Origin of the sequence: Achromobacter sp. ACM05, from assembly GCF_019218915.1 — a bacterium.
Lineage (GTDB): Bacteria > Pseudomonadota > Gammaproteobacteria > Burkholderiales > Burkholderiaceae_B > Achromobacter > Achromobacter animicus.
The window spans coordinates 738,311-752,141 of the sequence record NZ_JAHUWQ010000002.1; the positions used below are offsets into that span (position 1 = coordinate 738,311).

Sequence of the window (13,831 nt, forward strand, 5' to 3'; positions counted from 1 at the left end):
ACCCGCGTTTTATTTTCTTTCGGATGCACAATGCGAATTCTGGTTTCGAACGATGATGGCTATTCGGCCCCTGGCCTGGAAGCGCTGGTCGCCGCGCTGGAAGGGCTGGGCGATCTGACCGTCGTCGCGCCCGAGACCAACCACAGCGGCGCCTCCAACTCGCTCACGCTGAACCGGCCGCTGTCGGTGCGCACCGCTTCAAACGGCTTCATCGCGGTCAACGGCACGCCGTCCGATTGCGTGCACGTCGCGCTGACCGGCCTGATGGATACGCGCCCCGACCTGGTCGTGTCGGGCATCAACAACGGCGCCAACATGGGCGATGACACCCTCTATTCGGGCACCGTCGCCGCCGCCAGCGAAGGCTATCTGTTCGGCATCCCCGCCATCGCGTTCTCGCTGGCGGAAAAGGGCTGGGAGCACATCGACTCGGCCGCACGCGCCGCCCGCCTGGTCGTCGAGCGCCATCTGGCCCAGCCGCTCGCGGCGCCGGTGCTGCTCAACGTCAATATCCCGAGCCGCCGTTTTGAAGACATGCACGGGTTTGAGGTCACGCGGCTGGGCAAGCGGCATCCGTCGCAGCCCGTCGTGCGCACCACCACGCCCTATGGCGACACGGTCTACTGGATCGGACCGGTCGGACTGGCCGCCGACGCCACGCCCGGCACGGACTTTCACGCCGTCGAGCAGGGCATCGTGTCCGTCACCCCGTTGCGTCTGGACCTGACCCAGCACAGCCAGCTCGACGAGATCCGCACCTGGGCAGAGCCGCTATGCGCAAACGCATAAGCCAGCCGGACATCACCCCCGGCGCCGGCCGCGGCAGCCCGGCCCGCCACGACGCCGGCCGACTCGGCCCGGGGTATACGCCGGCGAACAGCAACACGCGCATCTCGGCCGCCACCTTGCAGCGGCAGGCGCAGACGCCCGTGCCGCAAGCGGGCAGCAACCTTGGCCTGAACTCCGAGCGCTTGCGCCAGGCCATGGTGCAGCGTCTGCGCTCTCAGGGCATCACCGACGAACGCGTGCTGAACGCCATGGCCGCAGTACCGCGCCATCTGTTTGTAGACGAGGCCCTTGCCAGCCGCGCGTATGAAGACGCCGCGTTGCCCATCGGTCACTCGCAAACCATTTCCCAGCCGTGGGTTGTGGCGCGTATGATCGCGGCTGCTTGCGAAGACCGCGCGCCTACCCGTGTGCTCGAGGTCGGCGCCGGTTGCGGATACCAGGCCGCGGTGCTCGCGCAGTTCGTGCGCGACGTCCACACCATCGAACGCATACGCGGGCTGTACGAGCTGGCGCGCGAGCATCTGCGCGCCTTGCGGCTCACTACAAGGATCCGGCTCATCTATGGAGACGGCACTTTGGGGCTGCCCGGCGTGGCGCCGTTCGATGCTATCGTTGTGGCTGCCGCAGGTCTGGCCATCCCGCAAGCGCTGCTGACGCAGCTTGCTCCGGGCGGCCGTCTCATCGCTCCCGAAGGGGGCTCGAACCAGCGCCTGGTTCTGATCGAACGCACGGGCGCGGCAAGCTGGAAAAGAACCGAACTAGAGGCCGTGCGCTTTGTGCCGCTACGGTCCGGAATACAATCTTGAGCGACAGGAGAAACGTATGCTCAACGGGCAGTTGCAACTGACCGATATGAATTTGGGCGCGTCCATGACGCGTCTTCGCCGCCCGCTCTTCGCAGTGGGGGTTCTCAGCCTCGCCATCCTGGCCGGCTGCGCATCCAAAGGTACTCGTGCCCCGGTGGTCGACATGACCGGCGGGCAACCCGCGCCGACGGCCACGTCCGGCAGCTATGTGGTCAAGCCGGGCGACACGCTCTACAAGATCGCCCGCGCCAACAACGTCGACATCGAAAACATCAAGCGCTGGAACAACATCAGCGACCCCAACCAGATCTCGGTGGGGCAGGTGCTGCGCATGTCCGGCGGCGCCACCGGCGGCGGCGCGCAGACCGCGCCGATTGCCAGCAACCGGCCGCAACCGCGTCCGCTTGACCAACCCGAGACTCCCGCGGCCACCACGCCCGCACCTGATGCCACGCCCACGCCGCCTCCGGCGCCGGTGGACACCAAGCCAGCCACGCGTGCGGCCGATGCGGGCGTCATCAACTGGGCCTGGCCGGCCAACGGCCAGATCGTGCAAGCGTTCAATGCCAGCAGCAAGGGCATCGACATCGCCGGCGCGCTGGGCGACCCGATCACCGCCGCGGCGGATGGCCTGGTCAAGTACAGCGGCAATGGCGTGCGCGGCCTGGGCAACCTCATCATCGTCGAGCACCAGAACGGCTTCATCACGGCCTACGCGCACAACCGTGCGCTGCTCGTGAAGACCGGCCAGACGGTCAAGCGCGGGGCCAAGATCGCTGAACTCGGTCAGAGCGACACGACGTCGCCGCGTCTGCACTTTGAAATCCGCCGCCAGGGTACGCCGGTGGATCCGATGCAATACCTGCCGCCCAAATGACGCCCACCCTGGTATTCGACCTCGAGACCATCCCTGACGCCGACGGGCTGCGCAAGCTCAACGGCTGGGGCGCCGACGTGCCGGACCACGAAGTGGTCGAGCGCGCGCTGACCGCGCGGCGTGAGGCCGTGGGCCACGACTTCCTGCCGCTGCATCTGCACAAGGTCGCGGTGGTAGGGTGCGTATTCCGTGACGACCAGGGCTTTCGCGTCAAGACGCTGGGCCAGCCGGACGATCCCGAAGCGGCCTTGCTCGCGGGCTTCTTCAAGACCATCGAACGCTATACGCCCAAGCTCGTCAGCTGGAACGGCTCGGGCTTTGACCTGCCCGTCCTGCATTACCGCAGCCTGATCCAGGGTGTGCCCGCGCCGCGCTACTGGGACATGGGCGAAGAAGACCGCGATTTCAAGTTCAACAACTACATTTCGCGCTATCACAACCGTCACATCGATCTGATGGACGTGCTGGCCAAGTACAACGGCCGCGCCAACGCGCCGCTCGACGAACTTGCCAAGCTGTGCGGCTTTCCCGGCAAGCTCGGCATGGACGGCAGCAAGGTCTGGGAGGCCTGGAGCACGGGCCGCGCCGACGAAGTGCGCGCGTACTGTGAAACCGACGTGGTCAATACGTGGCTGGTGTATTGCCGCTTCCGCTTCCTGCGCGGTGAACTCGACCGCACCGCCTACGAGACCGAAATCGCGCTGGTGCGCGACACGCTCTCGGCCAGCGATGCGCCGCACTGGAAGGAATACATGGCGGCCTGGGACGCGGGCTGATCCGCGCGGGCGGCCAGCCAGTCTGAATCCTTGCCAATGCGCACGGGTCAGGGGATACCGACGGGGCCTGCATGGCCCCGTTCTCGCGTCTGGCGGGCAAGCAATCGACTGAAACAAGACGGCCGTAAACGAAACCTGGATGAAACCAGGCGGATCGCACAATGGCCTCGCTTTCTTCACTTTCAGGAGACATCCATGTCCCGATTCGCTATCCGCTCCAATCTGGCCGTCCTTGCTATCGTCGCCGCGTCGAGCGGTTTCGCGGCTGGCTCCGCAATGGCTGCGCCGCCTCCTCCCGCCGAGGGCGGTCCGGCCGCCATGCACGAAGGCCATCGCGGCGGTGGTTTCCACAAGGGCATGCGCGACGGCCTGCTGATCCCCGGTCTGGGCCCCGTCTCCAAGGCCCAGGTCGCCGAGCTGAAGCTCGACGCCAAACAGGAGGCCCTGTTCAAGACCGCCCAGGAAGGGCAGCGCAGCCTGCACGAAGCGATGCGCGCCGACCGCGGTACGCGCCATGACCTGCTCAAGTCGCAGCTGGACAGCGGCAAGCTGGATCCCCGCGCGCTCATCGAGCAGTCGGAAAAGCGCCGCGACGCGTTCGGCCCGCAAGCCAAGCAGGTGCGCGACCAATGGCTGGCCGTCTGGGATAGCCTGAACGACACGCAACGCGGCCAGGTGACCAAGATCGTCAAGGAGCGCGAAGCCCGCATGGCCGAGCGCCACGCCAAGATGGAAGCCCGCGCGGACGGCAAGGGTCGCCCCGGCATGCGCGGCGCCGACGGTCGTCCCGGCATGCCGCCGCCTCCGCCGGCTGCCGGCGACGTCCCGCCGCCCCCGCCGCCTGCCGCGCCCCAGGCCAACTGAGCCGGCAAGTCCTAGGCCATCACACTGGCCGCAAAGCGGAGCAACGCTCCGCTTGAACAGCACCCCGACACGCTTCCCGCGTGCCGGGGTGTTTGTTTTCCAGGCGGGGCCAGGCCGGATTTCCCCGTTTTGACGCATGGGCCTTGGCCGCGCCCCATAAGAGGGCACCAGGATGGTGCATTGCCAGCGCCCGAAGGACACTGCGGCAGGCCGTACGCTGGCGCTGAAACCTGGCACGGACATTGCTTGAAGGGATTTGAGCCGGCTTTACCTGCACAAGCCGGCCAGCCGGATGCGCCGCGCGCCGTCCGCTCTTTCGACTATCCGATCAGGACCTTCGCACCATGAATAAGACGTTGCTAGCCTTGCCCCTCGCGCTTGCCGCTTGTTTTGCAGGTGTGGCGCAAGCCGAACCCACCGATCTGGGTGGCGGCTTTTCGCTCAGCGGTAACGCGACCATAGTCAGCGATTACCGCTTCCGCGGCTATTCGCAGACCGACTTCCGTCCCGCCGTTCAGTTGGGCTTTGACCTGAACCACAGTTCGGGCTTCTACCTGGGCAACTGGAACTCCAACGTCTCCAGCTTCGTGTTCACCGACGGCAACCTGGAAATGGATTTCTACGGCGGCTGGAAGGGTGACGTGGGCGGCGGCTTCACGCTGGATGCGGGCGTGCTGCATTACTACTATCCCGGCTCCAGTTCCCCCAAGGGCGGGAACTACAACAACACGGACCTCTACCTGGGCGCGTCCTACGGCAACTACAGCCTCAAGTATTCGTACACGCCCAGCGACTTTTTCAGCACGCCGGACAGCAAGGGCACCTGGTACCTGGACGGCACGGCCACATTCGACCTGGGCGACGGCTGGGGACTGCTGGGCCATCTGGGCTACCAGAAGCTCAAGAACCAGACCAACATGGACGGCGACTCGATCGGCCATTACGTCGACTACAAGGTGGGCGTGACCAAGGACCTGAAGGGCTGGATCCTCGGTCTGGCGGCCGTCGGCGCCACCAAGGACAACTGGCTGCCCACCAAGTACGGTCACCCGTCGGGCCGTATCGGCGCCGTCTTCTCGGTGGCGCGCTCGTTCTGATATCCGTGGCGGCGCCTGAACGGCGCCGGCCTTTTGGGGCTGTTCCGGCACGCCGCCTTGCCCGGCGGCGGGCCGGAACAGCCCCTTTTTTACCCGCGCGGGGCGCAGCACCACGCGGCGTGGTGCGGGCCGCTCCGGCCCCATCAAACCCGATTTCCGGTAAATCGCGAAGTCCTTCTACAATCACGGGTTGCGTGCAATTCTGGACTGCGTGAGATGTCTGACGTTTTGAGTATCGAATCCCTGGACCTGGAAGCCAGGGGGATCGCCCGCCGCGACGGGAAAGTCATTTTCGTGGAAGGCGCCTTGCCGGGCGAACGGGTCACCGCGGTCACGTTGCGCCGCAAGCCTTCCTATGAAACCGCCCGTGTCGACGAGGTGCTGCGTCCCTCCTCGCAACGCGTGGAACCCCGCTGCCCGCATTTCGGCGTCTGTGGCGGCTGTGCCATGCAGCATCTGGAGCCCACCACGCAGGTGGCGATCAAGCAGCGCGCGCTCGAAGACACGTTCTGGCATGTCGGCAAGCTGCGCCCGGCGCTGATCCTGCCGCCGCTGCAGGGGCCGACCTGGGGCTACCGTTATCGCGCGCGCCTGTCGGTGCGCGTGGTGCCCAAGAAGGGCGGGGTGCTCGTGGGCTTTCACGAACGCAAGAGCAGCTTTGTGGCCGACATGCGCGAATGCCATGTGTTGCCGCGCCACGTCAGCGATCTGTTGATCCCGCTGCGCGAAATGATCGCGTCCATGTCCGCCCCTGACCGCATGCCCCAGATCGAGGTGGCGCTCGGCGAAGGCGTGACGGCGCTGGTGCTGCGCCATCTGCTGCCGCTGACCGACGGCGACATCGCCATCCTGCGCGCCTTCGCGGCCAAGCACAACGTGCAATGGTGGCTGCAGTCCAAGGGTCCGGAAACGGTGCACGCGCTGGAGCGCGAGCATAACGATGCGCTGTCCTACACCATGCCGGAGTTTGGCCTGCGCATGCCGTACCGGCCCACCGACTTCACGCAGGTCAACCACGCCATCAACCGCGCAATGGTGTCCCGCGCGCTCAAACTGCTGGACGTGCAGCCCACCGACCGCGTGGCCGATCTGTTCTGTGGCTTGGGCAACTTCACGTTGCCGCTGGCCACGCAGGGCCGCGAGGCCGTGGGCGTGGAAGGCAGCAAGGCGCTGACCGACCGCGCCTTCGATGCGGCGTCGCGCCACGGCCTGGGCGACCGCACCAGCTTTGCCACGCTGAACCTCTTTGAAGTCGACGCGACCTGGCTGCGCAGCCTGGGCTACTTCGACCGCATGCTGATCGATCCGCCGCGCGAAGGCGCCCACGCCGTGTCGCAGGCGCTGTCCGATCTCACGTACGAAGAGCGGCCGCGCCGCATCGTCTATGTGTCCTGTAATCCCGGCACCTTGGCGCGCGACGCATCCATCCTGGTCCACGAAGGCGGCTACGTGCTCAAGAGCGCCGGCGTGATCAACATGTTCCCGCACACGGGCCATGTGGAATCCATCGCCGTATTCGAAACGCTGGATGCCGAGGGGGTGCTGGAGGCAAAGGAACGCGCTCGTCAGCGCGCGATCCAGGCAGCGGCCGATGCGGCGGCCGCCGAGGAAGCCAAGCTGGCCGCAGCGGCTGAAAAGGCGGCAGCCAAGCAGGCTGCCACCGAAGCTTACGAGGCCCGTGTCGCCGCCGAGGCGCAGGCGGACCAGTAAAAAGCAGCGGCGGGCGAACCCGCGGTGGGCGAACCCGCGGCGGGCGTACCCCACGGTGGGCGTACCCCACGGTGGGCGTACCCCGCGGCGGGCGTACCCCGCGGCGGGCGTACCCCGCGGCGGGCGTCTCCCGCGCCGGGCATTATCCCGCGGCTGGAAAACTTCCGCCGCGTGTCGTCAGTGCGAGCAGCCCAGATTTTCCAGAATGGGGCAGTCGGGCCGCTCGTCGCCATGGCAATGCTGCGCCAGATGCTTGAGCGTGGCGGCCATCTCGCGCAGCGCCTCCGCCTTGCGCTCCAGCTCCTCAACATGCTCAAGCGCAATGCGCTTGACGTCTGCGCTGGCTCGGCTGCGGTCCTGCCAGAGCGCCAGCAGCTCGTTCATCTGCTCCACCGAAAACCCCAGATCGCGCGCTCGGCGCACGAAGCGCAGCGTGTGCACGTCATGATCGCTGTACACGCGGTAGCCGGAATCGGTGCGCACGGCGGGGCTGATCAGGCCGATGCTTTCGTAATAGCGGATCATCTTGGCCGAGATGCCGGATTGCTTGGCGGCTTGTCCGATGTTCATGCTTGCCTCCCGTGGGGGCGAAATGCCTTCAGGCGCAGCGCATTGCCCAGCACGAAGACGCTGGACAGCGCCATCGCGCCCGCCGCAAAGATCGGCGACAGCGACAGACCGAAGGCCGGATACAGCGCGCCCGCCGCCAGGGGAATCAGCGCCGCGTTGTAGGCGAACGCCCAGAACAGGTTTTGGCGGATGTTGGCCAGCGTGGCGCGGCTGAGCGCGATGGCGTTGGGCACGCCGTGCAGGTCGTCGGCCATCAGCACGACGGACGCTGCCTCGATCGCCACGTCCGTGCCGGTGCCGATTGCGATGCCGGTGTCGGCTGCGGCCAATGCGGGCGCATCGTTGATGCCGTCGCCCACGAACGCCACCTTGCGGCCGCCTTCGCGCAGCGTCGCGATAGCCTCGACCTTGCCGTCCGGCAGCACCTCGGCGCGCACTTCATCGATGCCCAACTGGCGCGCGACCGCCTGCGCGGTGTGGCGGTTGTCGCCCGTGATCATGGCGGTCTTCAGGCCTTGCGCGTGCAGCGCGGCGATGGCGGAGACGGCCGACGGCTTGACCGGGTCCGTCACGGCGATCATGGCGGCCGCCTGGCCGTCGATGGCGACGTAGATTGGCGTCTTGCCTTCGTTGCCCCAGTCGGCGGCGCGTGCGCCGAATGCGCTGACGTCGACGCCACGTTCGGCCATCAGACGCGCTGCGCCCGCCAGCACTTTGCGGCCCGCCACCGTGGCCTCGACGCCGGCGCCGGTAATGGCGGCAAAGTTTTCGGCGGGAAGCAGTTCAATCTTGCGTTCGGCAGCCGCGGCCACGATGGCCAGCGCGATGGGATGCTCGGAGCGCGCCTGCACTGACGCCACCCACTGCAGGACCTGCTGCGGATCCTGGCCCGGCGAGGGCTCCAGTTCGGTGAGTGTGGGCTTGCCCAACGTCAGGGTGCCCGTCTTGTCGAAGGCCACGACGTTGACGTCGCGCAGCGTCTGCAACGCATCGCCCTGCCGGAACAGCACGCCCATTTCGGCGGCGCGCCCGGTGCCCACCATGATGGACGTGGGCGTGGCCAGCCCCATGGCGCACGGGCAGGCGATGATCAGCACGGCCACCGCGTTGACCAGCGCATGGGATAGCGCCGGTTCGGGGCCCATGAAGAACCACGTCAGGAAAGTGAGCAGGGCGGCCGCCATGACCGCCGGCACAAACCATGCGGTCACCTGGTCCACCATCGCCTGGATCGGCAGCCGCGCGCCCTGGGCCGCTTCGACCATGCGGATGATCCGGGCCAGCATGGTGTCCGCGCCCGTGTGCGTGACGCGCAACGTGAAGCTGCCGGACGTGTTCAGCGTTCCGCCGGTGGCCTGCATGCCCGGCTGCTTTTCCACGGGCACGGGCTCGCCCGTCAGCATGGATTCGTCGACGTACGAGCTGCCTTCGATGATGTCGCCGTCTAGCGGAATCTTCTCGCCCGGCCGCACCATCACGATGTCACCCGTGCGCACGCGTTCGATCTCGATGTCCTGCGCCTGGCCGTCGCGCAGTACGCGCGCGGTGCGCGGCTGTAGCCCGATCAGCCGCTTGATGGCCGCGCCCGTCTTGCCCTTGGCCCGGGCTTCCAGCATGCGGCCCAGCAGGATCAGCGTGACGATGACGGCGGCAGCTTCAAAATAGACGTTGCGCGCCGCGTCCGGCAGCAAGCCCGGCGCAAACGTGGCGACAACCGAATAGCCCCAGGCCGCGCCCGCGCCCAGCGCCACCAGCGAATTCATTTCGGGCGCGCGGCGCCACAGCGCCACAAGCCCCTTGGTGAAGAACTGCCGGCCCGGCCAGACCAGCACGGCGGTGGTCAGTACAAACTGCAGCAGCCAGCTGTTTTGCCGGCCAATCGTTTCCATCACCCAATGGTGCATGGCGGGAATCAGGTGCGATCCCATCTCCAGCGCAAACACCGGCAGCGTCAGGACCAGCGCGGCGATGAATGCACGTTGCAGGCGGTGCGCCTCGGCGTCGCGGGCTTCGGACTGCCGCTCGGCATGGTCATCCTGGGCGACGATCGGGCGCGCCTCATAGCCCATCTTGCCGACGGCGGCGACGAGCGCCTGCGGCTCGGCAGCAGTGGGGTCGAATGAGACCCGCGCGCGCTCGGTTGCAAGGTTCACTTGCGCCTGCGCAACGCCGGGAACATTCGCCAGCGCTTTTTCCACGCGCTTGACGCATGATGCGCAGGTCATGCCTTCGATGGCGAGTTCCAATTCGGAAAATGAGGACGAGCGTGCTGCGTGCATGACTATCTCGATCTGGATGGGAGCGCCCAGTTTCATCCTTCCCATCGTGGGAAGGTCAAGCGCCATTCTACGCTTGACCTTGACATGATGGGAATGTTTAACCTGCCCGACATGGTGGCTCAAGCGCCGCCGTCAACTTTTGGAGAAAACCATGAGCATCGCTTTCCAAGTGCCCGACATGACCTGCGGCCATTGCGTCAAGACCATCACCGGCGCCGTCAACGAGGCTGTCCCGGGCGCCGTGGTCGCCGTGGATCTGCCCACGCATCGCGTCACCATCACCGGCACCGACCAGGCCGACAAGGTAGAAGCCGCCATCCGCGACGCGGGTTACGAGCCGGCCCGCGTCTGAGGACGCGAACGCGGCTTTGTGATAGCTTCGGTCTTTCGCAAAATATTTTGTAATCGCCAAAAGCTATCGATCAATTAAGTTAATTAAATTGGATTAATTGATAGTCGAGATTTATGATTCTTTTCATGGCGGGCCAGAAACTCGCCACTTAAGTTATCAAACCAAGGAGAGAATCGAATGCTGCAAAACCGCGAAGGCCAACGTGTTCCGAATGTGACGTTCCCCGTTCGTGAGGACAACACGTGGAAGAAGGTCACGACCGACGACCTGTTCAAGAACAAGACGGTCGTGGTCTTCTCGCTTCCCGGCGCTTTCACGCCGACCTGCTCGTCCACCCACCTGCCGCGCTACAACGAACTGGCTCCCGCGTTCTTCGCCGCCGGCGTCGATAGCATCGTCTGCGTGTCGGTCAACGACACCTTCGTCATGAACGAATGGGCCAAGGACCAGGAATCGGCCAACATCACGCTGCTGCCCGACGGCAACGGCGCCTTCACCGAAGGCATGGGCATGCTCGTCGACAAGAGCGACCTGGGCTTCGGCAAGCGCAGCTGGCGCTATTCCATGCTGGTCAAGGACGGTGTCGTCGAAAAGATGTTCATCGAGCCGGAAAAGGAAGGCGATCCGTTTGAAGTGTCGGACGCCGACACCATGCTGGCTCACTTCGCGCCGTCCGCCAAGAAGCCTGACCAGGTCGTGGTGTTCTCGAAGCCGGGCTGCCCGTTCTGCGTCGAAGCCAAGGCGCTGCTGGACAGCAAGGGCTACGCCCCGATCGAGATCCCGCTGGAAAACAAGGTCCGCGGCCGCGTGATCGGCGCAGTGTCCGGCAAGGGCACGGCCCCGCAGGTGTTCATCAACGGCGCCCTGATCGGCGGCCTGGAAGACCTGAAGGCGCACTTCGCCTGATAGACCGGCGAGACGGCCGGGCAGGGGCATGGCCCCCGCCCGGTCGCCCGGACGCGCGGCGGTTGATTCCGCACTGGCCGCCGCGCGCTCCGGCGCAAGGGGCCGGCAACGTAGCCGCCGCGCTACTCCCGCAAGTTTCCCTTCTTTTGCGCCCTTGTGCGGGCGCCGTGCGTCCGCAATCAGGACGCAGGACGGCGTTTGCCTCGAGGGCACGCAACAAGGTGGAATTTGCCTTCACATTCTGATCATTACGCGACTACGGGGGACTCCCAATCATGAAGACGCTGCATACCGACATTGCTGTCATCGGCGCCGGCACCGCAGGCCTGGCTGCTTACCGAGCCGCCAAGGCGGCGGGCAAGCGCGCGCTGCTTATCGAAGGCGGTCCTTACGGCACGACCTGCGCCCGCGTCGGCTGCATGCCGTCCAAGCTGCTGATCGCGGCCGCCGAGGCGGCGCACGCGGCGGCGCACACCGATGCGTTCGGCGTGCATGTCGGCGGAGAGATCACGGTCGACGGCGCCGAGGTCATGGACCGCGTCAAGCGCGAGCGCGACCGCTTTGTGGGCTTCGTTGTCGACGGCGTGGAAAACATTCCGGCCGAAGACAAGGTGCGCGGCTACGCGAAATTCGTGTCCGACACCGTGCTGCGTGTGGATGACCACACCGAAATCCAGGCCTCGCGTGTCGTGATCGCCACCGGCTCGCGGCCGTCCGTGCCGCCGCCTTTCCGCGCGCTGGGCGATCGCCTCGTTGTGAACGATGACGTGTTTGCGTGGGACGACCTGCCTAACCGTGTGGCGGTTTTCGGGCCCGGCGTGATCGGGCTGGAGCTTGGCCAGGCGCTCGCCCGGCTGGGCGTGGAAGTGCGCGTGTTCGGCATGAGTGGCAGCCTGGGCGGCATCAGCGATCCGCAGGTGCGGCAAACCGCCCGCAAGATCTTTCAGCGCGAGTTCTATCTGGACACCGATGCCCGCGTCCTGGAAACCAGCCGCGTCGGCGACGAGGTGGAAGTGCGTTACGTGGCGCTGGACAACAGCGAGCGCACCGAGCGCTTCGACTACGCGTTGGTCGCCACGGGCCGCCGTCCCAACGTCGATGGTCTTGGTCTGGAAAACACGTCGTTGGCGCTCAACGCGCAAGGCGTGCCGCAGTTTGACCGGCTGACGATGCAGGCGGGCAGCTCGCCGATCTTCATTGCCGGCGACGCCAACGCCGACGCGCCGCTGTTGCACGAGGCCGCCGACGAAGGCCGCATTGCGGGCGAGAACGCGGCGCGCTTCCCGGAAGTGCGCGAGGGATTGCGCCGTGCGCCGCTGGGCGTGGTCTTTTCGGATCCGCAGATTGCGCTGGTCGGCGCAGGACACGCCAAGCTGGTGCCGGGCACGTTCGTTACCGGTGCAGTGGATTTCAGCGACCAGGGCCGTTCGCGCGTCATGCTGAAGAACCGCGGCATGCTGCATGTTTACGCCGATATTAAAACGGGCCGCTTCCTGGGCGCCGAGATGATCGGACCCAGCGCGGAGCACATCGGCCATCTGCTGGCGTGGGCCGTGCAGCAGGAGCTCACGGTGGCGCGCATGCTGGAAATGCCGTTCTACCACCCGGTGATCGAGGAAGGCTTGCGCACCGCGCTGCGCGATGCCGCGTCGAAGCTGGCGCTGGCGCAGGAAGCGATGCGACAGGCCGACGTGGAAACGGTCTGAGCGCCGCAGACGTGAGCGAGTCGCAGACGTGAGCGGGTCGCAGACGTAAGCGGGTCGCAGACGTAAGCGGGCCGCGGTCGCAAAGGGTCGCTGACGTAAAAGGGTCGCGGACCTCATAGGATCGCGATCGCAAAAAAAGGGCCGCGCCATGAAGGCGCGGCCCTTTGTCGTCGGCGCGGCCGCATTGCCCCGGCGCGGGGCAGGGCGTCAGTCGTCCGATTGCTTCTTCGGCACTGGGAACGGGTTCTCGCGGTATTGCAGCGTGAAGCCTGCGCGTTCGTCCTGCGCCAGTTCGCGCGCCAGATACGGCATGGCCTGTTTCAGCGCGTCGTGCAGCGTCCAGGGCGGGTTGATGAGGAACATCCCGCTGCCGTGCAGGCCGTAACCATCGATGGTCGCCTTCTTGACGGTCAGGGTGGCGTGCAGCCAGCTCTTGACCTTCAGGTTTTCGAAATGGCGCGCCATCTCGCTGGCCTCGCGGCGTTGCACCAGCGGATACCAGATGGCATACGTGCCGGTGGCAAAGCGCTTGATGCACTCCTTCACGGTGAGGAGCGTGCGCCGATAGTCGTGCTTGTCCTCATACGACGGGTCGATCAGCACCATGCCGCGTCGCGTGGGCGGCGGCAGCAGCGCCTTGATGCCCTCGAAACCGTCGTCGCCGTAGATCGTGGTCTGGCGCTGCGCTGCGCGGCCCTGGTGCTCCAGGTTGCCGACCAGCGTGTCGATTTCGGTGGGATGCATCTCGAACAGGCGCAGGCGGTCGGACGGGCGCAGCGCGTCCAGCGTCAGCCACGGCGAGCCCGGATAGCGGCGCAGCCGGCCGTTGGTGTTGTAGTCGCGGATGCGCGCAACGTAATCGGCCAGCAGCGGCGGCAGATCCTGCGCTTCCCACAGGCGGCCGATGCCGTCCGCGAACTCGGACGTCTTGGCTGCCCAGTCGCTGTCCAGGCTGTAGAGGCCGGCGCCCGCATGGGTGTCGATGACCCAGTACGGGGCGTCTTTCTTGTTGAAGTAGTCCAGGGTATGGACCAGGATGGCGTGTTTGAGCACGTCGGCATGGTTGCCGGCGTGAAAGGCGTGGCGGTAGCTGAACACG

General features: G+C 66.2%; 13 protein-coding genes. 10 read left to right on the forward strand and 3 right to left on the reverse strand.

Annotated features, from left to right (window positions below):
* Window positions 1–30: 30 nt before the first annotated feature.
* The 7 genes from surE to rlmD all read left to right on the forward strand — a co-directional run bounded on the left by surE (window position 31) and on the right by rlmD (window position 6,919).
* A complete protein-coding gene (gene surE / locus KW836_RS14330) occupies window positions 31–789 on the forward strand; it encodes a 5'/3'-nucleotidase SurE (protein ID WP_218343691.1) in 759 nt (252 codons plus the stop codon).
* Window positions 774–1,595: a protein-L-isoaspartate(D-aspartate) O-methyltransferase gene (locus tag KW836_RS14335; protein ID WP_255595626.1), complete on the forward strand. Its 822-nt coding sequence runs from the start codon at window positions 774–776 to the stop codon at window positions 1,593–1,595. The genes surE and KW836_RS14335 overlap by 16 nt, the downstream gene beginning before the upstream one ends.
* Window positions 1,596–1,611: 16 nt before the next feature.
* Window positions 1,612–2,472, forward strand: coding sequence for a peptidoglycan DD-metalloendopeptidase family protein (locus tag KW836_RS14340; protein ID WP_218343692.1), 861 nt, complete (start codon window positions 1,612–1,614; stop codon window positions 2,470–2,472).
* A complete protein-coding gene (locus KW836_RS14345; protein ID WP_175121709.1) occupies window positions 2,469–3,248 on the forward strand; it encodes a 3'-5' exonuclease in 780 nt (259 codons plus the stop codon). Before KW836_RS14340 ends, KW836_RS14345 begins: the two co-directional genes overlap by 4 nt.
* Before the next feature lie 195 nt (window positions 3,249–3,443).
* Complete coding sequence (locus tag KW836_RS14350) at window positions 3,444–4,112, forward strand: hypothetical protein (RefSeq protein ID WP_175185366.1); 669 nt, start codon at window positions 3,444–3,446, stop codon at window positions 4,110–4,112.
* A gap of 344 nt (window positions 4,113–4,456) precedes the next feature.
* Complete coding sequence (locus tag KW836_RS14355) at window positions 4,457–5,209, forward strand: TorF family putative porin (protein WP_175121707.1); 753 nt, start codon at window positions 4,457–4,459, stop codon at window positions 5,207–5,209.
* 216 nt (window positions 5,210–5,425) lie between these two features.
* A complete protein-coding gene (gene rlmD / locus KW836_RS14360) occupies window positions 5,426–6,919 on the forward strand; it encodes a 23S rRNA (uracil(1939)-C(5))-methyltransferase RlmD (protein ID WP_218343693.1) in 1,494 nt (497 codons plus the stop codon).
* A gap of 177 nt (window positions 6,920–7,096) precedes the next feature.
* Here rlmD and cueR read toward each other — a convergent pair whose 3' ends face one another.
* Together cueR and KW836_RS14370 are read right to left on the reverse strand one after the other, a co-directional pair.
* Window positions 7,097–7,489: a Cu(I)-responsive transcriptional regulator gene (gene cueR / locus KW836_RS14365; protein WP_175121705.1), complete on the reverse strand. Its 393-nt coding sequence runs from the start codon at window positions 7,487–7,489 to the stop codon at window positions 7,097–7,099.
* On the reverse strand, window positions 7,486–9,768 hold the full coding sequence (locus KW836_RS14370) for a heavy metal translocating P-type ATPase (protein ID WP_218343694.1): 2,283 nt from the start codon (window positions 9,766–9,768) through the stop codon (window positions 7,486–7,488). Before KW836_RS14370 ends, cueR begins: the two co-directional genes overlap by 4 nt.
* A gap of 151 nt (window positions 9,769–9,919) precedes the next feature.
* On the opposite strand from KW836_RS14370, the gene KW836_RS14375 reads away from it, so the two are divergent.
* The 3 genes from KW836_RS14375 to KW836_RS14385 all read left to right on the forward strand — a co-directional run bounded on the left by KW836_RS14375 (window position 9,920) and on the right by KW836_RS14385 (window position 12,732).
* A complete protein-coding gene (locus KW836_RS14375) occupies window positions 9,920–10,120 on the forward strand; it encodes a heavy-metal-associated domain-containing protein (protein WP_175185363.1) in 201 nt (66 codons plus the stop codon).
* Between the two features lie 177 nt (window positions 10,121–10,297).
* Entirely contained in the window at window positions 10,298–11,026 is a 729-nt protein-coding gene (locus KW836_RS14380; RefSeq protein ID WP_108005634.1) for a glutathione peroxidase, read from the forward strand.
* Between the two features lie 275 nt (window positions 11,027–11,301).
* Window positions 11,302–12,732, forward strand: coding sequence for a dihydrolipoyl dehydrogenase (locus tag KW836_RS14385; protein WP_218343695.1), 1,431 nt, complete (start codon window positions 11,302–11,304; stop codon window positions 12,730–12,732).
* Window positions 12,733–12,939: 207 nt separating this feature from the next.
* Here the strand turns inward: KW836_RS14385 and KW836_RS14390 are convergent, their stop codons facing one another.
* Window positions 12,940–13,830 (reverse strand): 23S rRNA (adenine(2030)-N(6))-methyltransferase RlmJ, encoded by an 891-nt coding sequence (locus KW836_RS14390; protein ID WP_175121701.1) that lies wholly within the window; start codon window positions 13,828–13,830, stop codon window positions 12,940–12,942.
* Between the last annotated feature and the right edge of the window lies 1 nt (window position 13,831).